The organism is Butyrivibrio sp. X503 (assembly GCF_003625475.1).
GTDB lineage: Bacteria > Bacillota > Clostridia > Lachnospirales > Lachnospiraceae > Butyrivibrio.
Map to the genome: position 1 here is coordinate 1 of NZ_RAIQ01000014.1, position 25,467 is coordinate 25,467.

The window sequence follows — 25,467 nt, forward strand, 5'->3', positions numbered from 1 at the left end:
ACGAGGTTAGATAGGCACAAGGTGTAAGCATGGTAACATGTTCAGCTGATGTGTACTAATAGGTCGAGGGCTTATCCTATATAGGTGTATAGAAATCTGGAAATATTCAGTGTTCGGTTTTGAAGGTACAATAAAGGAAATAATCCTCCTTAGCTCAGTCGGTAGAGCATTCGGCTGTTAACCGAAGTGTCGTTGGTTCGAGTCCGACAGGGGGAGCTAAAAAGTGAAGACTGTAACTGCGGTCTTAAAATAAGGCTCCGTGGTCAAGCGGTCAAGACATCGCCCTTTCACGGCGGTAACACGAGTTCGATTCTCGTCGGAGTCACTTTTATTTTCAGGAGCTTTAGCTCAGTTGGTTAGAGCAACCGGCTCATAACCGGTCGGTCCCGGGTTCAAGTCCCTGAAGCTCCATTTTTTGTTTTATTACCCAGTTTAATTTTTAAGGGGTCTTAGCTCAGCTGGGAGAGCATCTGCCTTACAAGCAGAGGGTCACAGGTTCGAGCCCTGTAGGCCCCATCCGCGATATGTTTGCGCATATCGCGTATTTTTTATCATTTATCATATGATAGATGCCGGCGTGGCGGAACTGGCAGACGCCCGGGACTTAAAATCCCGTGGGTAGTAATACCCGTACCGGTTCGATCCCGGTCGCCGGCAGTAATGTGATTAGCTGTAAATTTAGAGTATATCTAAGTTTACAGTTTTTTTCTTTGTTTTATGCAAGTGGTCCATCTTGGTCCAAAAGAGGTCCATCCCTTGGCACACCTGCATTTACACCAAATTAATTTCGTGAAATGTTATGCATGATTTATGCATAATCATAATTCGATGCTTAATGCTTTCATGAGCTGATTTTCAATATCGTCTGGTTCTTCTACAGTTTCGTAGATATATTGTTCTGTCATAGCTCTATTAGAATGACCTAAAGTTTTCTGCAAATATTCAGTTTTTACTCCTGCAGCCTTTAGAGTTGATGCAACAGTGAATCGTAATTTATGACTGGATAGATAAGGATGGAAGAGTTAAAGTCAAAAATTGCTTTTTATATATAAACCAATAAACTAACGGCTATGCCGCAGAGAATTCTGAGGCATAGCCGTTATAATTGTTTTGATATGCTTTTTTATATAAATCAAAAAAATTTTTTATTATTATATCATTATGGTGTCGATAATGGTGTCATGATCTTATCACAACGCATATAAACTCTTACTAATTGTTGTGTAGACATATCAATTTGAAAATCATAGAGACGTTTACATCTACGACCGCTAGGAAGAGGATTATTGTCCCATGCTACTACTTGAAAACAATCATCGTCAAAATAGATAGAATCTAAAAGTTTCTCTGGCGGTGCAAGTTCCGGAGGAATTAAGTTTTCAATGCTTGTATAGTCATATCCAGTACCGTTAAAAGGCATTCCTTTAAATATAAAAATATTATCTAAGCATTTTGGGTCATATACTGCGAATGGACGTAAATCAACAAACAATGCATTCTTAACAAGAATAGCACTTTCCTCAGATTGTCCCTCGTCAAAGAAGGCCATTAATTCAGCATATTCTTTACCATTTTTATATACTACTATATACATATCTTCATTTTTAGCAATGAGTGCTGTATCAAATTGAAATTCTTCATCAGATCTTTCTGCAGAAAAACTGTAATACTCGCCATCAACGCCTTGTTTTAATAGGTCAACTACTTCGCCTATAGTCATTGAGCCATCCATTTTTAGAAGAACATCATCTATCTGAACATAAGCATCCTTAAGTGAAGCATTGATGATTTCTTCGCAAGGTTCAAACTGTTTTTCATTGTATGTTGATTTGATATCTTCATCTTCTGAAGCTTCAGATTCATCTTGTTCTCCCTCGTAATTTTCAGTTAGATATTCAAGATCCTCTTCAGAGAATTCATTTACAAATTCATCTGCTTCTTCCGAAGAAAGTCCATTTTCCACCAAAGCATTTTTTACATCTTTTTTTTGATTATTTCCACATGCTATTAGTGTGAAAGATAGCAAGAATACTAATAATGGTGCTATTATTCTTTTCATTTTTAGGTGTCTCCTTTTTCTTAAATGTTGATAAAACAAAAATAGCGATACTACCGCATCGCTATACATTGAGTGCAACTGGCTATCCTTGCGGACCCTATAGCTTTGCGTCATTAGATTTTTCTAATTTTGCCCAGTATATAATTAAACAGAAAAGTATTCATAAGTGTACTTTTTTCTGATTGCGAGATGAATTATAGCATATGGACTTTTAAAAGTCCACATTTATTTTATTCCTTTTGTACTCTAATAAAAGAGGTGAGGGGAATGACTATAGAAGATGCTGTAAGACAAAGAATTATTGGTTTATGTAAAGAAAATGACATAACAATAAATGCACTCGCGACAAAAGCAGGAATGCCCCGCACGACTTTAAAGAATATAATATATGGAACAAGTAGAAATACAGGTATAGTTACAATTAAGTTAGTCTGTGATGCATTAGGGATATCAATAAATGATTTTTTTGATAATGAATTATTCAAGGATTTAGAGCCTGTTAAAGATTAATAATATACATCTTTTTGGCGTAATTGAAATCAATCAAATGGTTCCACAAAGTGGTCCATAAATAGTGGGTGGTCGGCGAAGCTCCTTTCTTAGCGGCTTTGCGGAATCCCCAAAAGTTCGATCCCGGTCGCCGGCATGAAGAGAGAAGCGTAAGTAGATTGCGCTTCTCTTTTTTGTTATATTGGATACTGTGGGATTATGATACAAAAAGAATGTTAGTTTGATTGAGGTAGAAGCTATGGATTTTACAATGAATGAAATGCAGGAAATGCAGAAACAACTTCAAGAAAAGTATAAAGATAAATGGGAACCTATTGGGCCTGAGACTGGGAAGAATAAGCTTCTTTGGATGGTGGGTGAGATTGGCGAAGTTATAGATATTGTGAAGAAAAATGGCGGAAGCAAGGCTTCTACTGATCCTTCACTACGAGAAGACCTTGTTGAAGAAATGGCTGATGTTCTCATGTATTACAATGACGTCATGCTTTGCTATGGTATTTCTGCTGATGAGCTGAAAAAGGCATATTCTGAGAAATTTGAAAAGAATATGAAGCGTTGGTAATTTTTGTTACATATGAGGAGATATGCACTATGGTAAGACTTGAGAAAATAAATGGTAAAAATGTCTGGGATGCTCTGAGGCTTTCTGTACAAGAAGATCAAAGAGAGTTTGTTGCCAGTAATGACGTTAGTATCATAGAAGCTTATACGACTATAACTGCAAATGGTTATGCTTTTCCATTTGGGATATACGATGATGAGCAGCTTGTGGGGTTTCTTATGATTGGTTTTGACAAAGACGATTACTGGGATGATGCACCGGATATCGCGAATGGCAATTACAACCTTTGGAGGCTGATGATAGATCAGAGGTATCAGCATAAAGGATATGGAAGAAAAGCTGTCGAGCTTGCGCTTGAATTTATCAGGACATTTCCCTGTGGAAAGGCGGATTACTGCTGGTTGTCTTATGAGCCTGAGAATGTAGTAGCGAAGGAACTTTATGCATCCTTTGGATTTGAAGAAACAGGCGAAATGGATGGAGAGGAATTGATTGCAACTCTGAAATTATGAATAAAGGGGATGTTTCATTATGTTAGAGTATAAGCTCTTAGAAAATAAGCTTAAGGCTGAAGATTTTATTAGGTTGAAGATTTCTGCAGGTTTTAGAGAAAGACCGACAGAATTTGTCGAAAGAGCGCTTAAGAATAATCTCTATGATGTGGTGGCTCTAGTAGATGATGAAGTAGTTGGAATGGGGCGACTTGTTGGCGATGGAGTTATGTACTGGTATCTTCAGGAGATAGTAGTACTTCCGGAGTATCAAGGCAAAGGAATTGGAACTGCCATAGTAAATAAGCTTTTGGAATATATAGCAGAACACACTGAAAAGGGGAATTTCACAAGCGTTGGTCTTACTGCTGCAGAGGGTAAGGAAGGCTTTTATGAGAGATTCGGATTTTCGAAGAGCCGTGGAATGACTAAATATATAGAATGCTAGAAGTGAGTGTTGACATTATAAGATGATCTTTGCTAGAATCATTTCAATAACATAAGAAAAGCGTTGACGGAAAGAGTAGTTTGTGATGAATCATCCAGAGAGAGTGACACTTGGTGGAAGTCATTTATGAGGATAACAGACGAAAACCATTCCTGAGCTGCAATGCTGAACAACAGTAAGCGTTGCCGTATGCCTGCGTCAAAGGATAGGATTTGTTAGAATCTGAAGTAAAAAGTTAAGGTGGAACCGTGCATAATGCACCCTTAAGATCAGTGGATCTTTTGGGTGCTTTTTTATTTTTTGACACTATTTCTTATGTTGTTGCAGATACTAATAATTCTTTTTACGAAAGGAGCAACACATTATGAAAGTATTACAAAGAGATGGTCAGGTAATGGAAGTATCTTTTGATGAAAAGGAGGGAAAGGAGGCTTTCTGGCATACAAGTGCCCATGTTCTGGCACAGGCTGTTAAGCGGCTTTATCCACAGGCAAAGTGTGCTATAGGACCAGCAATTGAAAATGGATTCTACTATGACTTTGATTTTGGCTTTTCTTTTAACGAAGAAAACCTTGGTGCAATAGAAGGAGAAATGCGCAGAATCATCAAGGAATCCTTGTCACTTCAGGTGTATGAGCTGCCTAAGAAAGACGCTCTTTTCTATATGGAGAATGCAAATGAGCCGTTTAAACTTGAGATGATAAGGGAGCTTCCTGAGGGCGAAGTAATTTCTTTTTACAAACAGGGCGACTACGCGGAATTTTGTGCTGGCCCTCATATCGTTAATGTAAGTCACATAAAGGCAGTCAGGCTCCTCTCAGTTGCAGGGGCATACTGGCGTGGGGATGAACATAATAAGATGCTTACAAGGATATACGGAATCTCTTTTCCAAAGGCATCTATGATGGATGATTATCTTCATCAGCTTGAGGAGGCAAAGGCAAGGGATCACAGAGTACTGGGAAAAGAGCTGGAGTTGTTCGCATTGATGGATGAAGGCCCTGGACTTCCTTTCTATTTCCCAAAGGGCCTTATACTTAAGAATCTGCTGATTGATTACTGGAGAAAAATCCATGTCCGTGAAGGCTATCAGGAGATATCCACACCAATAATGCTGACAAAGTCACTTTGGGAAAGGTCAGGCCATTGGGAACATTACAGAGATAATATGTATGTGACAAGCGTTGATGATGTGGATTATGCCATCAAACCCATGAACTGTCCTGGAGGCATGCTGGTTTATAAATCAAAGCCTCATTCATACAGGGAGTTTCCAATCAGATGTGGGGAACTTGGAATTGTCCACAGAGCAGAAAAGTCCGGGACTCTGCACGGCCTCATGAGGGCAAGATGCTTTACACAGGATGATGCACATATTTTTATGCGTGAAGATCAGGTTTTATCTGAGATTCAGGGTGTTATGAGACTTATAGATGAGGTTTATTCCAAGTTTGGATTTCCTTATGAGATAGAGCTATCCACAAGACCGGAGAATTCAATAGGAAGTGATGAGGACTGGGAGCTGGCGACAGAGTCTCTTAAGGCGGCAGTAGAAGGAGTGGGAAAACCATATAAGATCAATGAAGGTGATGGCGCTTTCTATGGCCCTAAGCTTGATTTCCACGTAAAAGATTCCATTGGAAGAACATGGCAGTGCGGAACAATACAGCTTGATTTCCAGCTTCCTCAGCGATTTGACCTTGATTACATTGGTGAAGACGGCGAGAAACATAGACCGATCATGCTTCACAGAGTTGTATTTGGCTCGATTGACCGCTTCATGGGGATTTTGATTGAGCATTATGCAGGAAAGTTCCCCGTTTGGCTTTCACCAGTACAGGCTAAAGTGTTGCCGGTATCTGATAAATACCACGATTATGCAAAAGAGATCATGGCAAAATTCTATGAGGAAGGGATACGCGCAGAGCTTGACAATCGCGATGAAAAGCTTGGCTTTAAGATCCGTGAAGCAAGAATGCAGAAGGTTCCTTATATGATCATAGTCGGGGAAAAAGAAAAGGCTAGTCATCTTGTATCTATCAGACAGCGTGACGCTGAAGCAGATAAGCAGGAAATGGGTGAGATGGAGTTGGCTGATTTCATAGGTTTGATAAGAAGGAGTTGATGATTAAGATGAATAGTATATTTAGTCCGCAGGATAGGCAAAATGTATTGGATTACATAGTGAATGTCAGTCTAGAGTGCAATAAGATTGTTGCACTGGTTCAGGGAGATTGACAAATCTATTGAAACTGACCGAGTTGATCTACGCTGAGCTTAAGGACTATAAAGTTCCAGTATCTCAGGAAATGATAAAATCATATTATGAAGGGCTCATGTAAAGTGGTACAACCATATTCTCATTTTATTCAGTATTCAAGAGGATTTGAGCTATACGAAAGTGGTACAAATTTGGTACAAAAGAAAGGCGGGGTCGGCGAAGCTCCTTTCTATGCGGCTTTGCGAGACCACTAAAAGTTCGAGCCCGGTCGCCGGCAGTAATAAAATGGCTGTAAACTTAAATATTATCTGGGTTTACAGCTCTTTTTTGTATTAAAAACAAAGGATTCGTTTTCATATAGATTCAGTGAAATTTGGGATATTATCTGTGTGGGTGAGGACTTTTTTAGTGTTACATGGTAGGCTTAATAATATAAGTGGGATGGTTTCATAAGGGGTACTGTGTAGATGTACGCACTGCTGAAGGAGTGAATCGATATGAATAAGGAATGGTCAGAAAAAAACAAGAAAATGCAATCTCTGATCGGAAAGAAAGGGAGCTTTGATGAAGGGATTAAAGTTCTGCTTGAGCTAAGAGAAGAGCTTTTTGGTCAGATAACATCAATTGTTAATACATACCCGAAAGAAGCCTTTTACCTGATGCCTTTTGCAGGAGCGAAGGGGTATCACAGCAAGACTCTTGGGTATTCCCTGTGGCATATATTTCGGATTGAGGATATTGTGGCACATACACTGATATCGCAGGACAGTCAAATCCTCTTTACGGATGATTGGCTTCACAGGATAAACAGTCCTATCATCACCACAGGCAATGAGCTGAAAGGAGAGGAAATCGCGGAGTTTTCTGCAAAACTCGATGTGAGAGCTTTGTATGATTATTGCAGGACAGTGATGGATTCAACAAATGAGCTGCTTAAAGATCTGCAATACAAAGACCTAAAGAGGAAGTTTACTGATGATGACAGGGAAAGGATTATCGAAACCAGAACAGTTAGTAAGGATGAAGATGCATTCTGGCTGATCGATTATTGGTGCGGAAAGGATATTAAAGGACTGATTCAGATGCCTTTCTCCAGACACTGGATCATGCACGTCGAAGCAATGTGCCGGATTAAGAACGAGCTATGTCGTAAGGCAAGGAAAGGCGTAGATCCCATAGCATACTGTGGACTTTCCTGTAATCATTGCTTTTTGAAAGAATGGTGTGGCGGCTGTAGGACATCCTATAATACTTGTTCCTACGCGACCTGCTGCCCTGACAGAACTTGCCCCAACGCTACGTGTTGTAAGGGAAAAGGCCTTGATGGGTGTTATGATTGTGATAATCTGGCAGGCTGTATGATAGGCTTTTATTCAAATGGAAGTGATGCAAATGCAGTGAAAGCTATGGCAATGTTCATTCATAAGCATGGCAAGAAGGAATTGGCAGCCGTTCTTGATAATCTGCATAAGAAGTATGATTTTCAGAAGATTCAGGAAATACTTGGGTATGACCTGGATGAGGGATTAAAGCTCCTTGAAGAAAACAGATAGGAATGGATATAAGATGCTTTTTTATATATCACATCGGCGCATGAAAAAATGCGGTTATCCGCAAAAAAATCATGTATGAAATTGACAATGCGGGAGGATAGGGATATGCTATATGTGAAATAAGTGCGGTTATCCGCAAAAAAATCATGAGGTGATTGCGCATGTATCCTAGGGAACAATATCTGAACAAGATAATATCTAAGAAGGACAATGGACGGATAAAAATAATAACTGGGCTTCGCAGAAGCGGTAAGTCTGTCCTGCTTTTTCAGTTGTACCGCGATTGGCTTATAAGTGAAGGAGTTCAAGAGGACCATATCATTGCTTTGGCATTGGATGTGTTGGAGAATGCAAAGTATCGTAATCCGATCGAACTTGATAAATACGTCAGGGAACGTATGACCGAAGATGGAAAAAAGTATTATATCCTAATAGATGAGATTCAGTTTGTTTCCGAAATACAAAATCCCTATGTAGATAATCCAGATGCCAAGATAACATTTATTGATGTGGTTCTGGGCTTTATGCAAATGAAAAACGCAGATGTATATGTGACAGGAAGTAATTCCAAAATGCTGTCTTCCGATATCCTGACGCAGTTTAGGGACAGAGGTGATGAGATACGGGTGTATCCCCTTTCTTTTGCGGAATTCTATAATGAATATGAGGACGACAAACGCGGTGCATGGCAGGATTATTACACTTACGGAGGCATGCCTCTTGCAACTGCGCTTGAAAAACATGAAGAAAAGAGCCGTTATCTGAAAGATCTTTTTGATAGGACATATATTAAAGATGTCTTGGAACGTCATGAAATAAAGAATGATGCGGAAGTACTGTCTATTCTGTTGGACATTTTGGCATCGGGAATTGGTTCCCTCACCAATCCGACTAAATTGTCTAATACTTTTAAGAGTGAGAGGCAAATTGCCATTGGCTCTGAAACGATTGAAAAATATATCGGTTATTTTGAAGAATCATTCCTGATTAAAAAGGCAGTTAGATATGACGTAAAAGGCAGGAAGTATATCGGGACTCCGGCAAAGTATTATTACACGGATCTTGGGCTTCGGAATGCAAGGCTGGGATTCAGACAGCTGGAGGAAACCCACATTATGGAAAACGTGCTGTACAATGACCTGATACGAAGAGGCATGAATGTTGATGTCGGAGTGGTAGAATATAATACGAAGGATCCTGATGGAAAGAAAGTTCGGAAACAACTTGAGGTGGATTTTGTTGTTAATAAAGGTGAAAAAAGATTCTATGTACAATCGGCATTGTCCATAGCGGATCCGGAGAAAAAAGAGCAGGAGATTGCTTCTTTAAAGCGTATACCAGATTCTTTCAGCAAGATTGTGGTTGTAAGGGATTATCTAAAGCCGTGGCAGGATGAAAACGGAATTGTCTATCTTGGAATAGAGCAATTCCTTTTAGATGAAAATATTTTTAAATAGTAATAAAGTGGTCCACAAAGTGGTCCATAAAAGAGACGAGGTCGGCTAGTCCCCTTTCTCTGCGGCTTTGTGGAATCCCGAAAAGTTCGATCCCGGTCGCCGGCAGTAAACAAGAGAAGCGTTATTCGCTTCTCTTGTTTGTTTGTTTGTTTTTTTAGCTGGGTAAGCTTTTCAAAATACATTGTATCATAGCAATATGACAAAATAATTGGATAATGATATAATGTTAACGCTGCAAACAAATAGATTTTTGTTTGGTTATTTATAAGAAGGAGTTGAATATAATTGACAAATGGCGGCGTTGAACTGAAAACTCCCTATTATTTGTTTGATGAGAGTGTATTACGCAGACACATTACTGAGTTGTATGACATTAGAGAGAAATATACAAGTGATGACCTGCGTTTTTGTTATGCAATTAAGGCGAATCCTTTTCTTATTCCATATATTGACAAGTTAGTAGATCATTTTGAGGTTTGTTCTTGGGGCGAACTGAAAATATGCATGCACTACAAAGTTGATCCGGACAAAATTATTTTGTCGGGTGTCAACAAGGAATCAGGGATGATCTCAGATGCCCTTGGATATGGCGTAAGAGTTTTCACTGCCGAATCCATGCATCAGTATGATGAGATCGTCAGGCAGGTAGAAAAGACTGATATCCAAATCCGATTGCTCCCGAGGCTTTCCAATGGCGCACAATTCGGTATGGATGAGCACTGTATTGAAGAGATTATAAAGAATCGGGATAATCATCCGAGTGTTAATATATTCGGGATTCATTATTTTACAGGCACTCAGAAAAAGAAATTCAGTAAGATCGAATCAGAGCTTAAATTACTTGAAGAATTCATTGGCAGATTAAAGAGTGAATATGGCTTTGAACCTGAATTGCTTGAGTATGGCCCCGGACTTGGAGTTCCGTATTTTGTAGGTGATGATTTTGATAACTATTACACTGTATACGAAGAGCTGGTGAAGTATATAGCTGATGCAAAATACAGCTATCGAGTAAACCTTGAGATGGGAAGATTTTTCGTTGCTTCGTGCGGTGAATATGTTACTTCTGTTGCTGATGTTAAAGGTACACCTGATGCTCCGATACTCATTCTTGACGGTGGCAGAAACCATATAAGCTATTATGGACAGAACATGGTTATGAAAACTCCCATTATCACGATGGATAGGGAGAATGATAACGAAGCGGTTCCTTGTGATCTTTACGGATCGTTATGTTCTTTTAATGACATGATCGCGAGAGCGGTTATGATATCAAAGCCGCAGATTGGTGACAGGTTAATCTTTGAAAGCATTGGTGCATACTCAATTACTGAGGGTATATACCTGTTCCTTAGCAGAGATCTTCCGGCTGTTTATATCAAGGAAGCAGACGGTTCATGTAAAATGCTCAGAGACAGTGATCCGACTTATGGAATAAATGCGTGAGCATCAGTACAACTAAAATAATAGGAGATATTTAAAATGGAAGAATTGATGAAAATATTAAACGAAGCAAGACCTGATGTGGATTTTGAAAACGAGGAAGCTCTTATCGATGACGGAATACTTGTTTCTTTCGATATTATTTATATTGTAAATGCCATAAATGAAGAATTTGATATTGAGGTAAACGTATCTCAATTAAAACCCGAGAATTTCAACAGTGCAAAAGCAATGTGGGATATGATCCAAAAGATGCAGGAATGATGTTATGAATGAGTATAATGTATTAAGCTTTTTGGAGAGCAGTGCTGCAAAATATCCTGAACGTGTGGCTTTTAAGGATAAAGATGAAGCGATAAACTACAACGATCTTTTGATCAGATGTCAAAAGATCGCTTTTGTGATACGAAAAAATGCTCAGATGGAGTCTTTTGAAAAAAACAGACCCGTTGCGGTTTTTATCGATAGGAACATCAAGAGCCTCCAGCTTTTTCTCTCGGTCGTATACAGCGGTAATTTTTATGTGCCGATTGATCCGACCCTTCCTGTAGAAAGAATACAGGCAATGCTTGAGACACTTCAGCCTGCAAGATGTCTTTCGGCTACTACCAGAAAACTTCCGGTAGAGGCAGACTCTTTTGACTCTTTGGTTGAACAGGCAGAAGCGTTAGATGAGGACTATTGTGAAGAAATTGATAGAGTAAGAAAGCTTGTTATCGATACAGATCCGTTATACGCAATCTTTACATCCGGAACGACCGGAGTTCCCAAAAGCGTTCTTGTAAGTCATAGAAGTGTCATTGATCTTGTACACAGATTCGCTGAAGAATTTCCTTTTCCTGATCAGCCTGTCATGGCAAATCAGGCTCCGTTTGATTTCGATGTTTCCGTAAAGGATATATATAATAGTCTGAATCTGGGTGGCACAGTGGTTATTGTACCCAAGAGTTATTTTGTTATGCCTGCGGCATTATTGCCGTATTTGCAGGAAAACAACGTTAATGTTTTGATATGGGCAGTATCTGCGCTCAGAATAGTTCAGAATTTTAAGTTGTTTGATGAGTGCATTCCCGACAGTATTTCTCTGGTAATGTTTTCCGGAGAGGTAATGCCTATTAAATGTCTCAATTATCTGATGGATTATTGGAAAGATGCAACTTTTGTTAATCTGTATGGCCCTACCGAGATTACCTGTAACTGCAGCAGTTATATAATACAAGGCAGATTAAATGACACAGATAATATTCCCATAGGAAACAGCTTTGCCAACACGGAAATGTTCCTGATAAATCCTGATACTATGCAGAGGATACGCAAAGCAGGCGAAAGAGGCGAGATATGCGTCAAGGGATCTTGTCTTGCTTTGGGATATTACAGAAATCCTGAGCAGACAGAGCTTGCTTTTGTCCAGGATCCTGAGGTGACTGCTTATAAAGATCTGATGTACAGGACAGGAGATCTTGGATATTATGATGAATCCGGAAATCTATATTATGTAGGCCGAAAAGATCATCAGATCAAGCATATGGGACATCGTATCGAAATGGGTGAAATAGAGACGGTTGTCAACGCTATCGATGAGATAAAGATGGCATGTGCTGTGTATAAAGAGTCTAAGGAAATGATATACCTTTATTACAGCGCCGATTCGGAATGCGATAATATCATTATTAAGCAGATAAGGAAGTCGCTTCCTGCTTTTATGCTTCCAAATAAATTTGTCTATATGAAGGAATTGCCCATGAATGCTCATGCAAAAATAGACAGAAAAAAACTGGCGGAGCTAGAATAAGATTTTGTTATTATCCGGAGATTAACTAAAATGGTTTATTCATTTTCTTTTTTGGTGTTTGTAGCTGTACTTTTATTAGCATATTATTCTGTATTTAAGAATCATCAGTGGATTGTTCTCTTAGTGGGAAGTCTGGCTTTTTATTTGTATACAACCCCAATCTATTCGGTATTTCTGGTTATTACCACTGTTATGACTTTTTTTGGTGCAATAAAGCTTGAACAGCTTTCGGACTTTCAAAAGAGCAGCATAAAAGAAAATAAAGAAATATGGTCAAAAGAAGAGAAGAAAGCCTTTAAAGGTATGGTTTCCAAAAAGAAAAGAATTCTTTTGACTATCATTGTTACTATCGCTTTTGGAATGCTGATGGTATTCAAGTGCAAAAAATATCTCCCGTATAGCTGGCTTATCCTTCCTCTCGGAATGTCTTTTTATACATTTCAGTCGATAGGGTATCTTATCGATGTCTACAGAGGCGATGTAAAAGCTGAACGAAACTTCTTACATTACGCGCTTTTTGTATCTTATTTTCCGCAGATTGTTCAAGGTCCCATCAACAGATTTGATAAACTTCACCACCAGTTTTTTGAAAGACATAGCCTTGATTTCGTACAGATAAGATCCGGTCTATGGCTTTTTCTGTGGGGACTGTTTAAGAAGCTGGTCATAGCAGACAGACTTGCAATATTTGTAAACGAAATTACCGAGCATACCGATGCGCCTGCAGGCTCACTTGTAGTTGTGGCGGTATTCTTATTCAATATCGAACTGTACGCTGATTTCTCTGGCGGAATAGATATGGTTAGAGGTATTTCGGAGATGTTCGGAATACGTCTCGCGGAAAACTTCAATAGACCGTTTTTTGCTACGACAATCGGTGAATACTGGCATAGATGGCATATTTCACTCAGCAACTGGATAAGGGACTATGTTTTTTATCCGCTTGCTTTGTCCAAAACATATGCACGTCTCTCTTCAAAGCTTTCAAAGAAAAATGCGCATTTAGGGAGAACAATTCCGGCAGGCTTTGTATCTGTCTTTACATTTTTACTGATCGGTCTTTGGCATGAACTCAGTTTTGCATACATTGCCTATGGATTGTGGCATGGCTTTATTATGGCGAGCGCCCAGATATTTGAACCGTTCTTTTCATTTTTGGATCGATGCTTTTCTATAGATAGGGACAGTTATGCAATGAAACTGTTTGGAAGAGCAAGGACATGGATACTGATATCAATCGGAGAATTGTTCACTATCACAGGTTCTTTTAATGGATTTCAGAGGCTCTTTTCCCGGATAATCCATAATTTCAGTTGGTATAGGGTTATCACAGATATTGAAATGTACAGCCTTACTTACAAGGATTTCTTTGTGGTTGGCGTCGGAGTGATCATTTGGTATGTTGTCAGCGTAAAACAGGAAAAAGGCGTGCATATACGAGAGCGCATCGCTGCTCAGCCATGGCTTTTCAGATATGCACTGACTGCAGGTATCATAATGATAACTTTGATCTTTGGAATCTACGGATCATCTTATAATGCTGATGACTTCATTTATGGAGGCTTTTAAAATATGAAATCAAAATCGATAAAGGCTTTCGCGCAAGCGGTAGTGGGTATTGTTTTGCTTGCAATGATGGTTATGTATGCATCAAAGGTACTCGAAAGAAAAGATGCTTATGAAAAATATGAGGCATTTTTCAGAGAGGAAAATGATTTTGATGTCCTCTTTTTCGGAAGCAGCAATATGCAACTTATGATAAATCCGCTTCAGATGTGGGATGAGTGCGGTATTACTTCATACAATTTTGGAAATACTTCCGAGAGATTACCGGTGACATACTGGACAATTAAAAATGCACTCGAATATACAACTCCAAAGGTGGTTGTTATCGAGGTCAGCCAATATGGTCAGACTGAAAAGTACAAGGATATGTACAGCGTACATCTTGCGTGGGACAGATTTCCGCTTTCTTTGACTAAGGTGAAAGCGGTCTATGATACACTGGATCCTTCAGATCCAAGACATGAACTTTTATTTGATTTTATTATCTACCATGACAGATGGTCGGAACTTACTGCGGATGACTTTTCGAGGAATTATTCAAAGTTAAGGGGCTATGCTACAAATCATGAGTATACAGTCTTTGAAAGACCGGAGTATGAATTCCGTATTGATGAGGCGGCTACACAGACCGAAGGTGTTACGTATCTGGAAAAGACTGTAGAGGAGCTTCAGGCAAAAGGTATACAGGTTGTGTTTGTTCATTCTCCCGAAGTAAACAGTGAAGATAAGCAGGCGAGAATAAATGCGGCATCTGTTACGGCGCAGAAATACAATGTTCCGTTTATTGATTTTACCGTTATGGACAATTGTGTGATCGACTATGCCACGGATATGTCGGATGCTGACCATGTGAACATACAGGGTGCCACCAAGCTGACTCATTATATGGGCGAATATCTCATGCAGAATTATGCTCTCGAAAGTCATGCAGGTGATGCCTCATACGCTGACTGGAATAGCTCTTATGAGCAGTTTAGGGCTGAAAATGACGGAATTGCTTTGACAGAGCATATTGAGGAATAAGTCGGAAAATCAAAAGAGAAGCAGTTGCTTCTCTTTTTTTGTTGCTCAAAAAGTTTTATGCAAAAAAGTATTTAGATGAATTTCGAAATAGTTATTGACATGAGGTGTCATGGGGGTTATATTGTATTTAGATAAACATCTAAATACTGTGGAGGTGCATGGGATGGGCTTTAACGAAACAATGAAAGCTCTGTCTGATCCTACAAGACGTACCATATTGAACTTGCTCAAGGATAATACATTATCCGCAGGGGATATATGTGAGCATTTTGATATGACGGGAGCTACGATATCGCATCATTTATCTCAGCTTAAGAAAGCCGGGCTTATAACGGAGTCTAAGCAAAAGAATTTTATATATTACAGTCTCAACGCTTCGGTACTTGAAGAAGTCATGTTGTGGATATCCGATCTGAAAGGAGATGACGAGACTAATGAAAGAAAATAAAAAGACTTTAATAATTACATCTATGGTGTGTTTGATCCCTGTAATTGTCGGAATAATACTGTATCCGAGCCTGCCTGAACAGCTGACTACGCATTGGGATATATCGGGCAAGCCCAACGGATATGAAAGTAAACTTGTAGGCGCAATAGTTTTTCCCGCGGTGATGCTGCTTGTGAATATCTCGCTTCCTCTTTTGATGAGACTCGACCCTAAGTATGAGAACATGAGTCCAAAGCTCAAGACCGTTGTGTTCTGGTCCATCCCGTTGGTTTCACTAATTTGTTCAAGTGCAACTCTCGCATCGGGATTTGAAATAGAGACTTATGTTCAGGTCGTTACTCCGCTATCTGTGGGCTTGTTATTTGTTTTCATCGGAAACTATTTACCCAAGACAAAGCAAAGCTATATGATGGGGATCAAACTGCCATGGACACTGGACAATGAAGAGAACTGGAACAAAACGCACAGGCTTGCAGGTTTCATCTGGGTGGTTGGCGGACTTCTCATAATGATCAGCAGCTTTTTTAAATGGAGAATTTATGTGATGCTCCCGGTATTCGTTGCTATGATCCTCGTTCCATCGACATACTCATATTTGATTTACAGAAAAATGTCCGAAAACGGAGAAGAGTGATAATAAAGCAAGGAAAAGAGATATAGATAGGGCGCAGATTGGCACAAAATCTGCGCATTTTGCTATGACAAAAATACAATATATAGGGTATAATTAATGCGAGTATTTAGGTGCAAATTTGATCATAATAGTGTTTTATGAAAAATATAAAAATGAGGTTTAGATGAGAAACGGCGGGGTATGTGCTGTTGTAGTTACATATAACAGAAAAGATCTTTTGAAAAAGTGTATAGATGGAATCCTGGCTCAAAAGAATGCAAGTTGCGATATTGTCGTTGTAGATAATGGAAGTGATGATGGAACGGAGGAATTATTTAAAACAGTCTTTTCACTGAATAATATTAAATATATAAAACTGGACAGAAACACCGGATGCGCGGCAGGAACTTCACGAGGAATAAAAGAAGCTATTATATCAGGACATGATTATATATGGGTGATGGATGACGATGTATTTCCACATGAAGATGCTTTGAATCAGCTACTCATTGCCGATAAGGAACTTTATGGTGATTGGGGAATTCTGTCAGGGGCGGCATATTGGACAGATGGAAGCATATGCGAATCTAATCGCCAAAAGAAAACTTTATTCAGATTTATGAAGGATAAAGACTACCAAAAACGTTTTGTGAAAGTCCGCATGGTTTCTCTTGCTTCTATGTTCATTAGCGCGAAAGTAGTAAGAGAGGTTGGACTTCCAATATCTGAATATTTCATATATACAGAAGATTATGAATTTTGTAGCAGAGTAGGGAAGAAATATCCTATATATGTTGTTCCGGCATGCAAAGTAACGCATGCAATGAAAGTAAACAGGAAGGCAAGCATAGTTAAAGATACAAGCGATAGAATGTATCGATATAAGACCTTGTACAGAAATGATGTACATTGCTATAGAAAGTTGGGAATACCTGGATTTGCTTATCTTTTAGCAAAATTTGTGTATACCTTTTTTAGTATTGTGTTATCAGAAAGAGAGCAAAAAAAAGAAAAGATAAATACACTTATTACAGGATATATAGAGGGGGCTAGATTTAATCCTTCGATAGAAAAAATAGATAGTGCTATAGTAGACTTTCTACAAGATTGACTTTATGAAATTTATTACTAAAATGAGGGAATTACTATGGGGAGAATCAGAAATATAATTAAAGGCTACATTCCCGATAGAGTGTGGCAGGTTATGAGAATAATATTTAACCCAAAAAAACCAAAGAAAAAACTCAGAGTGGAAATACATGTAATAGATCATTGCAATTTGAATTGTAAGGGTTGTGATAATTTTTCATGTCTTGCTGAAGTTAATTATTTAAGTATAGATAGTTACACAAAAGATTTGGAACGACTACAATACATTTTTGGCGATGATGTTGAATGGATTACAATGATGGGGGGAGAGCCGCTTCTTAACAAGGACATAATAATCTATTGCAGTATAGCAAGAAAACTATTTCCCAATGCATTAGTCCGGATAATTACAAATGGAACTCTTTTACTTAAGCAAGATGATGCTTTTTGGGATGGATTGAAAAAAAATAATGTTTTGTTATACGTAACTAAGTATCCCATACCTTATGATTATGATGGTGCTAAGGCTTATGCTGAAGAAAAAGGTGTGAAATTTGAGTATGCTTTTGAATCCGGAGATGTTCTTAAGACTATGTACATGACTCCTATTGATATTAGGGGAGGACAGAATCCTAGACTTAGTTATCAGTTGTGCGGGAAAGGTAATAAATGCATCACCTTAAAAGATGGAAAATTGTATACGTGTGAGACTATCCCCAACTTTTTTACTTTCAATAATTTTTTTGGTACAGATATTAAAATTACTGAAAATGACTATATAGACATTTATAAGTGCGATGATCCTAAAGTTATAATGAAAAAAATGGCTACATTTGTACCGGCATGTAGGTATTGCGATAATATTCATTATTGTAGTGGTATTGAATGGGGAGTAACTGAGAAAAAGATAACGGAATGGGTTAGAGAATGAAAATATTATATATTGCAGTATATCTTGCTTAGAGAGAAAAAAGATAAGCTTGGCAAAATGAAGATTGTAGTACGATCTTTCTACTCAGGAGTTGGATTTAAACCTGAGATAGAGACAATAAACTAATAGTTTTGGGATGAGATAGTTAAGAGGCAAGTGAATTATGAAACCAGAAAAGATTGATTTTGTGATATTGTGGGTGGATGAAACAGACCCAAATTGGCTTGAAGATAAAAAGAAATTTGTTCCGTCGACTCAGGATGATGTGTCTGAAACGAGGTATCGAAACTGGGATAATCTCCAGTATTTTTTTAGAGGAGTTGAGGCGTTTGCTCCTTGGGTAAATAATATTTTTTTTATAACCTGTGGACATATTCCTTCATGGCTAAATACAGATCATCCGAAGCTTAAGATAGTTAACCACAAGGATTACATGCCAAGTGATTGCTTGCCTACTTTCAACAGTAATCCAATTGAGTTGATGCTTAATAGGATTACTGAGCTATCAGAAAAATTTGTATTATTTAATGATGACATGTTTTTAATAAAAAAGGCAGAGCCCACAGATTTCTTTTCTCATGGGCTTCCTTGTGATTCAGCATTTCTTCATATTCATTCTGTGTCGCCTACTAAGATGGAACTGTATTCGAGTTTACAAGCCACAGGAATAATCAATAAGTATTTTGAAATGAAGAAGTCGATTTTTGGAAATTTCAGTAAATGGTTTACACCCTTGTATGGAAAGCAGATGCTGAAAACATTGTATTTATTACCATGCAAAGCTTTTCCGGAAATCAGACAGATTCATCTACCATATTCATATTTAAAATCTACATTTGATACGTTATGGGAAAAAGAAGCGGACTTGCTCATGGACACTTGTCACAATAGATATAGAACGAAATTTGATTATTCACATTGGACAATGAGGAATTGGCAGATAGCAGCAGGCGAATTTTGGCCAAGAAGAGCAGGATTTGGAAAAAATTTTGTTTTAACCGACGAGGATGCATTCAATAAATGTATCGATTATATGCGTAGTCCAAAAGGTACTGCTATATGTATAAATGACGCAGATATTTCTTATGAGACATTTATGCGTTATAAGAAAGCGATAAATGAGCAATTGGATCATTTACTACCTCAGAAGAGTAAATTTGAACTGTGATCGAGAAGGAAACGTAAGTATATGGCAGAAAAAAAATACAATTTGATGCTGGCTACAGAGGTATCAGAGATGACTGCAGGTGCTGCATATTCTTTTTTAGGATTGGCTGAATGGATTGAGTGTAATTCAGAGTATCATGTTGTGGCATTATTAAAGAAGAAAGGTACATTGTATGAGCAATTAAGAAATAGGGCGATCGAAACGGTTGTTGTTCCTCAAAGACGGCTTTGGGTCAGGAGAATCAATGAGCGTGTGTCAAAAATGACATATTTGATCAAAATGGCTATTAGAGCTGTTTTAATTCCGATTGATTTATTATTACTGAGAAGAGTGTTGAAAAATAAGAAAATAGATATAGTACATATCAATGGATTGACTAGTGGAATGTGTGCAGAAGTAGCAAATGATCTGGGAATTCCTGTCGTTTGGCATATTAGGGAATTCTTGGAGGGAGGTTTATCATTGGAATTTGCGGATAGCAAACATGCTATAGATGTGATCAATAAATCGTGTCAAATTATTGCTGTTTCCGGTGCGGTAAAAAGATTTCATGAGAAAGTTTTTACTCCTCACATAGAAGTTGTTTACAATGCCTTTGATGTTGCCACTGTTAGGGATAAGAAAAAAAATAAGCCTAAAGACAAATTCAGAATATGTCTTTTAGGACGTTTTTTAAGAGAAAAAGGTCAGCTGGAGTTAGTGCAAGCATTAGCGTTATTACCGGAAGAAGATCGAAATATATGTGAGGTTCATTTTATTGGGGCTGAAAAAGATAGTGAGTATTTAAATGAAATAAAAACAGAGATTTCGAAGAATGGAATTGAAATCGGAAAGTCAGTTTTTTTTGATGGTTTTATTCCTGACGCATATAAAAATCTTGGGGATTATAATTGTTTATGTACATGCTCTACATTGGAAGCCTTTGGTAGGACTACAATTGAGGGGATGCTAAACAAGTGTATAGTGATCGGGGGAGACACAGGTGGCACAAGCGAATTGATCAAGGATAATGAGACCGGACTACTGTATCATTCAGGTAATCCCGGAGAACTGGCAGATAAAATATCTTTTTGTATTCACAATCCTGAAGCAGTTGAGGTGATTGCAGAAAATGGATACAAATATGCAGTAGATAATCTCCAAATGGATAGCGTATACCCTAAAATAATTGAGATATATGATTCGAATATGAAAGGTACTATTAAATAAAATCTGAAGTGGCTCTGTTTGAGCCGTAAAGGGATGGATAGTGAATATGGAATAAAAAATAATTGATCAACGATAGATGATAGTAATATGTTCAGAATAATAGCTAGGGAGCACTGATGGGAAAGCGAGAAGTATTTGGACAGAAGTTCATATATTTTATTTTGATATTATGGTTTTCAACCGAAGTATTGTTTAGCTCAACTTTGGATAAGATATTTATTTGGAAGATAAAAGATATAAACGACACTATGGCATATGTTATTTTATGCTTGCTTTTGCTTCAGATAGTATTTTTTCAGAAATATCAGATTAAGGAACTTGCTTTTATTGCTATTATTACTTTACCAATTATCCTCGGTACTTTGAATTCGGGACATAATACTATTATGTCGACTTGGATTTTTGTGGTTGCTTCAAAATATATTGATATAGATAAGACAGCCAAAATTTCATACTATACAGAACTTATTATGACATTGGTGGTGTTTTATTTTTTTGCCAACGGTTTTATTACGGAGGTTACATTATATAGAGGGGCTATTTTGAGGCACTCATTGGGTTTCAGTCATCCTAATATGTTAGGAGTAAGGATTTTTCTCCTAGTGGTGTGCAGATGTTATATCAGACGTGAGAGATTTAATATAATTGATTGGAGTATTATAGTTATTGCGGCAGTTTTTGTTAATAAAGTAGCCAATTCCAAGACTTCTTTCTATGCACTTGTTATTCTTGCTGTAATTACTTTTATTCATATTCTCATGCAGAAATTTGGTATTGAATTTGAGAGGATGATGAGGAATCTAATAGTAACAGCTGTAGTGTGTATTGCTTTAAGCTTGATATTGTCGTTTATGCAGATTTCTAAATATCCAATGCTTAAGCGATTGGATGTATTTATGTCCAGAAGGTTTTCTCATTGCCACAGGACTTTGAATTATTATGGAGTTAAGCTGTTTGGTCAGGATGTTCAGCTAATAGTAAATCGTCCGGCTCTTGGCAAGTTTTATCATTTTTGGTTGGACAATGCGTATATGAGTATTCTTATGAGGTATGGTGTAATCGTACTTTTATTGTTTTCTGCTTTGTACATAGGAACAATGATCATGCTTAAAGATTTGAGACAGTATATGCTTGTCGAGATACTGTGCTTATATGCAATTTACGGAATAATGGAAAATAACTTTTTTTCGATGTCACAAAATTTATTTCTGCTTTTATTATCCTATCCATTGTATAAGAGAGATAGCTTGAGCCATGAAAGAAAGGGAATCTTTTCAAGGATTAAACTATCTTGGTAGGGTGATTATATGAGTAAATTATCTTCCACAAAAACAAATTTCATATTTAACTCTATCTACCAATTATCAAACATACTGGTGCCTCTTGTTACCATGCCTTATCTTTCGAGAGTGCTTGGGGCAGATGGGCTTGGTGAGTATGCTTATGCGTATTCGGTAGCTTTTTATTTTACGATTTTCATAAAGCTTGGTCTGAATAATTACGGAAACAGAACTATTGCTTATGTGAAAGATGATAAAAAAGAACTTTCAAAAACTTTCTGGGAGATTTATTCTTTTCAGTTTATTCTGGGAGTGATTCTTTTTTCGGTTTATGCGATCTACAGTTTGACATTGGCGCCGAACAAGATGCTGGGCATTATGATGGGGATATATGTCTTTTCTTCTCTTATCGATGTTAACTGGTGCTTGTATGGATTGGAGAAGTTCAAGGTTACTTCTACAAGGGATGTTTTGACCAAGATATTGACGATGGTCTGTATTTTTATATTTGTAAAACGACCTGAAGACGTGTGGCTATACGCGCTGTTCTTCAGCGGCGGAATGCTTTTGAATCAGATTGTTGTAATTCCCTTACTAAATAATGAGATTTCTTTTTGCAAAGTAAGCGCCGAAGGCGTGATAAAACATATAAAGCCCAATCTGGTTTTGTTTATTCCTGTGGTTGCAGTCAGCATTTACAGAACTATGGATAAGATCATGCTTGGTGTTTTATCGACGGATTCTGAGCTTGGATATTATCACAGTGCTGAGAATGTTATAAGAGTCCCAATGGCTTTTGTAAATGCGCTTGGAATTGTAATGCTACCCAGAATGTCCAACATGCTAGCGCGAGGTGACAGTAAGAAAAGCATGGAGAGCACTTTTGATAAGTCCATTATAGTTGCGATGTTTCTGGCTACATCGATATGCTTTGGCATCATGACTGTTTCGAAAGAATTTGTTCCTATCTTTTACGGACCCGGATTTGATAAGTGCAATTTTTTGTTTTATATAATTCTTCCCGGAAGCATGTTCGAAGCCTTTGCTAATGTTATCAGAACGCAGTATCTTATTCCGAGAAAAAAAGATAAGATATATGTTTTTTCTTTGATAATGGGAGCAACTTTAAATCTGATCTTAAATCTGATACTTATTCCTAAGTATGCCTCGGTCGGAGCTTCAATCGGAACTTTCGTTGCGTACGCAACCGTCTGCATCGTTCAAGCTGTCTGCGTTTTCAAAGAAGCCAATATCGGAAGAAATATTTTGAATTCGCTTCCGTTTGTGATTGCCGGAGTGCTGATGTTTGTATTGTTATGGCAGTATACTCCTAAGGTTTCCAATGAGATACTTGCGCTGATGGTTAAGATAGTTATGGGTGGCGTAGTATACCTGGGTTCACTTGCAGTATTTATGGGGGTTAGTAGATTGAAAGTAGCACGTTCTGACTAATTCCGAATCCGATTCGGAATTAGTCAGGATGAGAATCATATTACAAGAAAATGTGCTTTGGAAAAGTGTATAATATTAAGATATTAAAAGAAAAGATAGATGAAGTTGGAGAAGATTTCTGAATCAATGATCAAAACACTTATTAAACGAACAATACTAACCCTCCTAATATCCACAATCCTGGGCTATCTGCTCCTGGTGGCGGCCTATGCGATTCCGACACCCAGGATCAGGGATAATGTCAGGAACTCCATTGGGCAGTACGAGGGTGTCACAACTAACCCTGAGTGGTCTCAGGGCTACAAATATACAATGCTTGATGATTATACGGATGCTACATTTATCCTCGCCAATGCGATATACCCGGCGGCCGAGGACGATAGCAATCCATTTCTGAATGCGGCAATAGTTCCCCATCACGACTACAAGGGTGTCAACAACGACGCAGTGATGGAGCTTACGGATTACGAGGGTGAGAGCTTTATCTTTAACTATGTAAGGTACTGGCACGGCTATCTTGTGCCGCTAAAGCCGCTTCTTTTCCTTATGAGTCTTAACAGCGTGAGGATTCTGAACTTCCTGTTTGAGCTGATCATGATCGCGGTTATCATGCAGCTTGCAGTATGTAAGACCGGGAACATGAGGCTTGGAATTGCGCTTACAGGCGCTCTTGCGGTTCTTAATCCCGTCAGCTGCGCCATGAATTTCCAGTACGCCGCAGTTATGAATGTTACGCTACTTGCGCTCCTTACAGTGCTTTTGTTTGGTGACAGGATCGATGTCAAAAAAGATGCTCCCATATTTTTCCTGCTTGTGGGTATAATCGTGGTCTACGTTGACTTCCTGACATATCCGATAGTTTCGTTCTTGATGCCTCTTTTGACCTATATGATCTTAAGGAAAAAAGAGCTGCTGACCTCCGCTAAGGAGGGTATCCTTGCGGTCATCACTTATCTTGCTTTCTGGGGAGTAGGATACGTTGGCATGTGGGGACTTAAGTGGGTAGTCGGAACTGTTTTTTCAGGGGGAAAAGAGAATGCTCTTGCGGAAGGTCTTGAGCAGGTGATCTACAGAAGTGGCAACGGAGAGGTTCACTACGGCTTTTTTGAAACAGTACTTGCAAACTTCAGGATGCTGTTTATAGTGCCGGTTCTGATGGTATTGATGATAGCGATTATTGCGGCAGTGGTTGTTGCCATTAAGAATAGGAGAAGAATAAAGGTAAATGCAGCGGTAGTGTCTACGCTGTTATTCGCTGGTCTTATTCCCTTTGTATGGTATTTTGGAGCGAGGGAGCATTCTATGGACCATGCGTATTTTACATTCAGAAATCTCGCGGGAACGATGATGGCAGTTGTCCTTGCGATTCTTGAGACGATAATTCCAATTGAAAACTGAGACTACACTAAGCATTAAGGGAATACTGCAAAAGGGGAAACTATACTTTGTAGAAAAGGCAAAATCACAGTATTTTTATGGCCTGCCATCAAAAAAGATGTACATTATTGATAATTTTTGATGACACGATTGCCATACTCCTATATAATATAGATAAATGTATTGGGTCTGTTAAAAAATTCACAGATAAAATTTACAGAAAAGGAGAAGGTAGTATGAAAGGTTTTGCAATGTTGAAAATCGGCGAGGTGGGCTGGATTGAAAAAGAACGCCCGGCTTGCGGCCCGATGGACGCAATCTGCCGTCCTCTTGCGATCGCTATTTGTACATCCGACGTACACACAGTATGGGAAGGTGCAGTAGGAGATCGTCACAATATGATCCTCGGACATGAAGGATGTGCTGAAGTTGTTGAAGTTGGTAGTATGGTTAAGGATTTCAAACCCGGCGACAAGGTTCTTGTTCCCGCCATCACACCCGATTGGAATTCACTTGAAGCACAGGCAGGATACTCAATGCATTCAGGCGGAATGCTTGCCGGATGGAAATTCTCTAATTTCAAGGATGGTCTTGATTCTGAATTTTTCCATGTTAATGATGCTGACGGTAACCTTGCACACATGCCCGAGGGTATGACACTTGAAGATGCCTGTATGCTTTCCGATATGGTTCCCACAGGATTCCATGGTGTAGAGCTCGCAGATGTTCAGTTCGGTGATACTGTTCTTGTAATCGGTATCGGACCTGTTGGTCT

At 38.4% G+C, this 25,467-nt stretch carries 23 protein-coding genes, 5 tRNA genes, 1 pseudogene, 1 riboswitch and 1 other annotated feature; of the genes and pseudogenes, 27 read left to right on the forward strand and 2 right to left on the reverse strand.

Annotated elements, in window-relative coordinates; translation table 11 throughout:
- Nucleotides 1-143 precede the first annotated feature (143 nt).
- From D6853_RS15050 to D6853_RS15070, 5 genes are all read left to right on the forward strand, one after another.
- Nucleotides 144-216 (forward strand) — tRNA-Asn (locus D6853_RS15050).
- 37 nt (nt 217-253) lie between these two features.
- Nucleotides 254-325: transfer RNA gene (locus D6853_RS15055), tRNA-Glu, on the forward strand.
- A gap of 12 nt (nt 326-337) precedes the next feature.
- Nucleotides 338-411, forward strand: a tRNA-Ile gene (locus tag D6853_RS15060).
- Nucleotides 412-443: 32 nt separating this feature from the next.
- Nucleotides 444-516 (forward strand) — tRNA-Val (locus D6853_RS15065).
- Nucleotides 517-571: 55 nt separating this feature from the next.
- Nucleotides 572-657 (forward strand) — tRNA-Leu (locus D6853_RS15070).
- 161 nt (nt 658-818) lie between these two features.
- Here the strand turns inward: D6853_RS15070 and D6853_RS15655 are convergent.
- Nucleotides 819-998: pseudogene (locus D6853_RS15655) on the reverse strand (tyrosine-type recombinase/integrase); the annotation flags it as partial.
- A 161-nt stretch (nt 999-1,159) separates the two neighbouring features.
- Nucleotides 1,160-2,059 carry a hypothetical protein gene (locus D6853_RS15080; RefSeq protein ID WP_120658821.1) on the reverse strand — a complete coding sequence of 300 codons (900 nt, stop codon included), beginning with the start codon at nt 2,057-2,059 and terminating at the stop codon, nt 1,160-1,162.
- Nucleotides 2,060-2,129: 70 nt separating this feature from the next.
- A riboswitch (cyclic di-GMP riboswitch) is annotated at nt 2,130-2,203 on the reverse strand.
- Nucleotides 2,204-2,326: 123 nt separating this feature from the next.
- On the opposite strand from D6853_RS15080, the gene D6853_RS15085 reads away from it, so the two are divergent.
- The 22 genes from D6853_RS15085 to D6853_RS15190 form a co-directional block, all read left to right on the forward strand.
- Nucleotides 2,327-2,569 carry a helix-turn-helix domain-containing protein gene (locus D6853_RS15085; protein WP_120658822.1) on the forward strand — a complete coding sequence of 81 codons (243 nt, stop codon included), beginning with the start codon at nt 2,327-2,329 and terminating at the stop codon, nt 2,567-2,569.
- Nucleotides 2,570-2,807: 238 nt separating this feature from the next.
- Complete coding sequence (locus D6853_RS15090; protein ID WP_120658823.1) at nt 2,808-3,131, forward strand: MazG nucleotide pyrophosphohydrolase domain-containing protein; 324 nt, start codon at nt 2,808-2,810, stop codon at nt 3,129-3,131.
- Nucleotides 3,132-3,160: 29 nt separating this feature from the next.
- Nucleotides 3,161-3,643: a GNAT family N-acetyltransferase gene (locus D6853_RS15095; protein ID WP_120658824.1), complete on the forward strand. Its 483-nt coding sequence runs from the start codon at nt 3,161-3,163 to the stop codon at nt 3,641-3,643.
- Between the two features lie 19 nt (nt 3,644-3,662).
- Complete coding sequence (locus tag D6853_RS15100; protein WP_120658825.1) at nt 3,663-4,070, forward strand: GNAT family N-acetyltransferase; 408 nt, start codon at nt 3,663-3,665, stop codon at nt 4,068-4,070.
- Between the two features lie 54 nt (nt 4,071-4,124).
- Nucleotides 4,125-4,338: a binding site (T-box leader), on the forward strand.
- Between the two features lie 96 nt (nt 4,339-4,434).
- Nucleotides 4,435-6,195 carry a threonine--tRNA ligase gene (gene thrS / locus D6853_RS15105; protein ID WP_120658826.1) on the forward strand — a complete coding sequence of 587 codons (1,761 nt, stop codon included), beginning with the start codon at nt 4,435-4,437 and terminating at the stop codon, nt 6,193-6,195.
- A 593-nt stretch (nt 6,196-6,788) separates the two neighbouring features.
- Nucleotides 6,789-7,844 carry a DUF3795 domain-containing protein gene (locus tag D6853_RS15610; protein WP_120658827.1) on the forward strand — a complete coding sequence of 352 codons (1,056 nt, stop codon included), beginning with the start codon at nt 6,789-6,791 and terminating at the stop codon, nt 7,842-7,844.
- A gap of 161 nt (nt 7,845-8,005) precedes the next feature.
- The gene (locus D6853_RS15115; protein ID WP_120658828.1) at nt 8,006-9,301 is read left to right on the forward strand and encodes an ATP-binding protein; all 1,296 of its coding nucleotides are present in this window, start codon (nt 8,006-8,008) and stop codon (nt 9,299-9,301) included.
- 363 nt (nt 9,302-9,664) lie between these two features.
- Nucleotides 9,665-10,747, forward strand: coding sequence for a diaminopimelate decarboxylase family protein (locus tag D6853_RS15120; protein ID WP_243108375.1), 1,083 nt, complete (start codon nt 9,665-9,667; stop codon nt 10,745-10,747).
- A 36-nt stretch (nt 10,748-10,783) separates the two neighbouring features.
- A complete protein-coding gene (locus tag D6853_RS15125) occupies nt 10,784-11,008 on the forward strand; it encodes an acyl carrier protein (protein ID WP_120658830.1) in 225 nt (74 codons plus the stop codon).
- Between the two features lie 4 nt (nt 11,009-11,012).
- Entirely contained in the window at nt 11,013-12,536 is a 1,524-nt protein-coding gene (locus D6853_RS15130; RefSeq protein ID WP_120658831.1) for an amino acid adenylation domain-containing protein, read from the forward strand.
- A gap of 30 nt (nt 12,537-12,566) precedes the next feature.
- Complete coding sequence (locus tag D6853_RS15135; RefSeq protein ID WP_120658832.1) at nt 12,567-14,105, forward strand: MBOAT family O-acyltransferase; 1,539 nt, start codon at nt 12,567-12,569, stop codon at nt 14,103-14,105.
- 3 nt (nt 14,106-14,108) lie between these two features.
- Complete coding sequence (locus tag D6853_RS15140; RefSeq protein ID WP_120658833.1) at nt 14,109-15,125, forward strand: hypothetical protein; 1,017 nt, start codon at nt 14,109-14,111, stop codon at nt 15,123-15,125.
- A 163-nt stretch (nt 15,126-15,288) separates the two neighbouring features.
- Nucleotides 15,289-15,573 (forward strand): autorepressor SdpR family transcription factor, encoded by a 285-nt coding sequence (locus tag D6853_RS15145; protein WP_120658834.1) that lies wholly within the window; start codon nt 15,289-15,291, stop codon nt 15,571-15,573.
- A complete protein-coding gene (locus D6853_RS15150) occupies nt 15,560-16,207 on the forward strand; it encodes an SdpI family protein (protein ID WP_158588781.1) in 648 nt (215 codons plus the stop codon). The genes D6853_RS15145 and D6853_RS15150 overlap by 14 nt, the downstream gene beginning before the upstream one ends.
- A gap of 163 nt (nt 16,208-16,370) precedes the next feature.
- The gene (locus D6853_RS15155; protein ID WP_120658836.1) at nt 16,371-17,297 is read left to right on the forward strand and encodes a glycosyltransferase; all 927 of its coding nucleotides are present in this window, start codon (nt 16,371-16,373) and stop codon (nt 17,295-17,297) included.
- A 36-nt stretch (nt 17,298-17,333) separates the two neighbouring features.
- On the forward strand, nt 17,334-18,206 hold the full coding sequence (locus D6853_RS15160) for a radical SAM protein (RefSeq protein ID WP_120658837.1): 873 nt from the start codon (nt 17,334-17,336) through the stop codon (nt 18,204-18,206).
- A 163-nt stretch (nt 18,207-18,369) separates the two neighbouring features.
- Nucleotides 18,370-19,374: a stealth family protein gene (locus tag D6853_RS15165; RefSeq protein WP_120658842.1), complete on the forward strand. Its 1,005-nt coding sequence runs from the start codon at nt 18,370-18,372 to the stop codon at nt 19,372-19,374.
- A gap of 21 nt (nt 19,375-19,395) precedes the next feature.
- Complete coding sequence (locus tag D6853_RS15170; protein ID WP_120658838.1) at nt 19,396-20,583, forward strand: glycosyltransferase family 4 protein; 1,188 nt, start codon at nt 19,396-19,398, stop codon at nt 20,581-20,583.
- 116 nt (nt 20,584-20,699) lie between these two features.
- The gene (locus D6853_RS15175) at nt 20,700-21,881 is read left to right on the forward strand and encodes a hypothetical protein (protein WP_120658839.1); all 1,182 of its coding nucleotides are present in this window, start codon (nt 20,700-20,702) and stop codon (nt 21,879-21,881) included.
- A 9-nt stretch (nt 21,882-21,890) separates the two neighbouring features.
- Nucleotides 21,891-23,315, forward strand: coding sequence for a flippase (locus D6853_RS15180; protein WP_120658840.1), 1,425 nt, complete (start codon nt 21,891-21,893; stop codon nt 23,313-23,315).
- A gap of 99 nt (nt 23,316-23,414) precedes the next feature.
- Nucleotides 23,415-24,713, forward strand: coding sequence for a hypothetical protein (locus D6853_RS15185; protein ID WP_120658841.1), 1,299 nt, complete (start codon nt 23,415-23,417; stop codon nt 24,711-24,713).
- Nucleotides 24,714-24,928: 215 nt separating this feature from the next.
- A partial coding sequence (locus D6853_RS15190; RefSeq protein WP_158588695.1) for an alcohol dehydrogenase catalytic domain-containing protein occupies nt 24,929-25,467 on the forward strand: 539 nt, incomplete at its 3' end.

Excerpts from the sequence above, each read along its gene's own strand:
- D6853_RS15080 (WP_120658821.1), bottom strand. The coding sequence starts at position 2,059 with ATGAAAAGAATAATAGCACCATTATTAGTATTCTTGCTATCTTTCACA.
- D6853_RS15085 (WP_120658822.1), top strand. The coding sequence starts at position 2,327 with ATGACTATAGAAGATGCTGTAAGACAAAGAATTATTGGTTTATGTAAA.
- D6853_RS15090 (WP_120658823.1), top strand. The coding sequence starts at position 2,808 with ATGGATTTTACAATGAATGAAATGCAGGAAATGCAGAAACAACTTCAA.
- D6853_RS15095 (WP_120658824.1), top strand. The coding sequence starts at position 3,161 with ATGGTAAGACTTGAGAAAATAAATGGTAAAAATGTCTGGGATGCTCTG.
- D6853_RS15100 (WP_120658825.1), top strand. The coding sequence starts at position 3,663 with ATGTTAGAGTATAAGCTCTTAGAAAATAAGCTTAAGGCTGAAGATTTT.
- thrS (WP_120658826.1), top strand. The coding sequence starts at position 4,435 with ATGAAAGTATTACAAAGAGATGGTCAGGTAATGGAAGTATCTTTTGAT.
- D6853_RS15610 (WP_120658827.1), top strand. The coding sequence starts at position 6,789 with ATGAATAAGGAATGGTCAGAAAAAAACAAGAAAATGCAATCTCTGATC.
- D6853_RS15115 (WP_120658828.1), top strand. The coding sequence starts at position 8,006 with ATGTATCCTAGGGAACAATATCTGAACAAGATAATATCTAAGAAGGAC.
- D6853_RS15125 (WP_120658830.1), top strand. The coding sequence starts at position 10,784 with ATGGAAGAATTGATGAAAATATTAAACGAAGCAAGACCTGATGTGGAT.
- D6853_RS15130 (WP_120658831.1), top strand. The coding sequence starts at position 11,013 with ATGAATGAGTATAATGTATTAAGCTTTTTGGAGAGCAGTGCTGCAAAA.
- D6853_RS15135 (WP_120658832.1), top strand. The coding sequence starts at position 12,567 with ATGGTTTATTCATTTTCTTTTTTGGTGTTTGTAGCTGTACTTTTATTA.
- D6853_RS15140 (WP_120658833.1), top strand. The coding sequence starts at position 14,109 with ATGAAATCAAAATCGATAAAGGCTTTCGCGCAAGCGGTAGTGGGTATT.
- D6853_RS15145 (WP_120658834.1), top strand. The coding sequence starts at position 15,289 with ATGGGCTTTAACGAAACAATGAAAGCTCTGTCTGATCCTACAAGACGT.
- D6853_RS15150 (WP_158588781.1), top strand. The coding sequence starts at position 15,560 with ATGAAAGAAAATAAAAAGACTTTAATAATTACATCTATGGTGTGTTTG.
- D6853_RS15155 (WP_120658836.1), top strand. The coding sequence starts at position 16,371 with ATGAGAAACGGCGGGGTATGTGCTGTTGTAGTTACATATAACAGAAAA.
- D6853_RS15160 (WP_120658837.1), top strand. The coding sequence starts at position 17,334 with ATGGGGAGAATCAGAAATATAATTAAAGGCTACATTCCCGATAGAGTG.
- D6853_RS15165 (WP_120658842.1), top strand. The coding sequence starts at position 18,370 with ATGAAACCAGAAAAGATTGATTTTGTGATATTGTGGGTGGATGAAACA.
- D6853_RS15170 (WP_120658838.1), top strand. The coding sequence starts at position 19,396 with ATGGCAGAAAAAAAATACAATTTGATGCTGGCTACAGAGGTATCAGAG.
- D6853_RS15175 (WP_120658839.1), top strand. The coding sequence starts at position 20,700 with ATGGGAAAGCGAGAAGTATTTGGACAGAAGTTCATATATTTTATTTTG.
- D6853_RS15180 (WP_120658840.1), top strand. The coding sequence starts at position 21,891 with ATGAGTAAATTATCTTCCACAAAAACAAATTTCATATTTAACTCTATC.
- D6853_RS15185 (WP_120658841.1), top strand. The coding sequence starts at position 23,415 with ATGAAGTTGGAGAAGATTTCTGAATCAATGATCAAAACACTTATTAAA.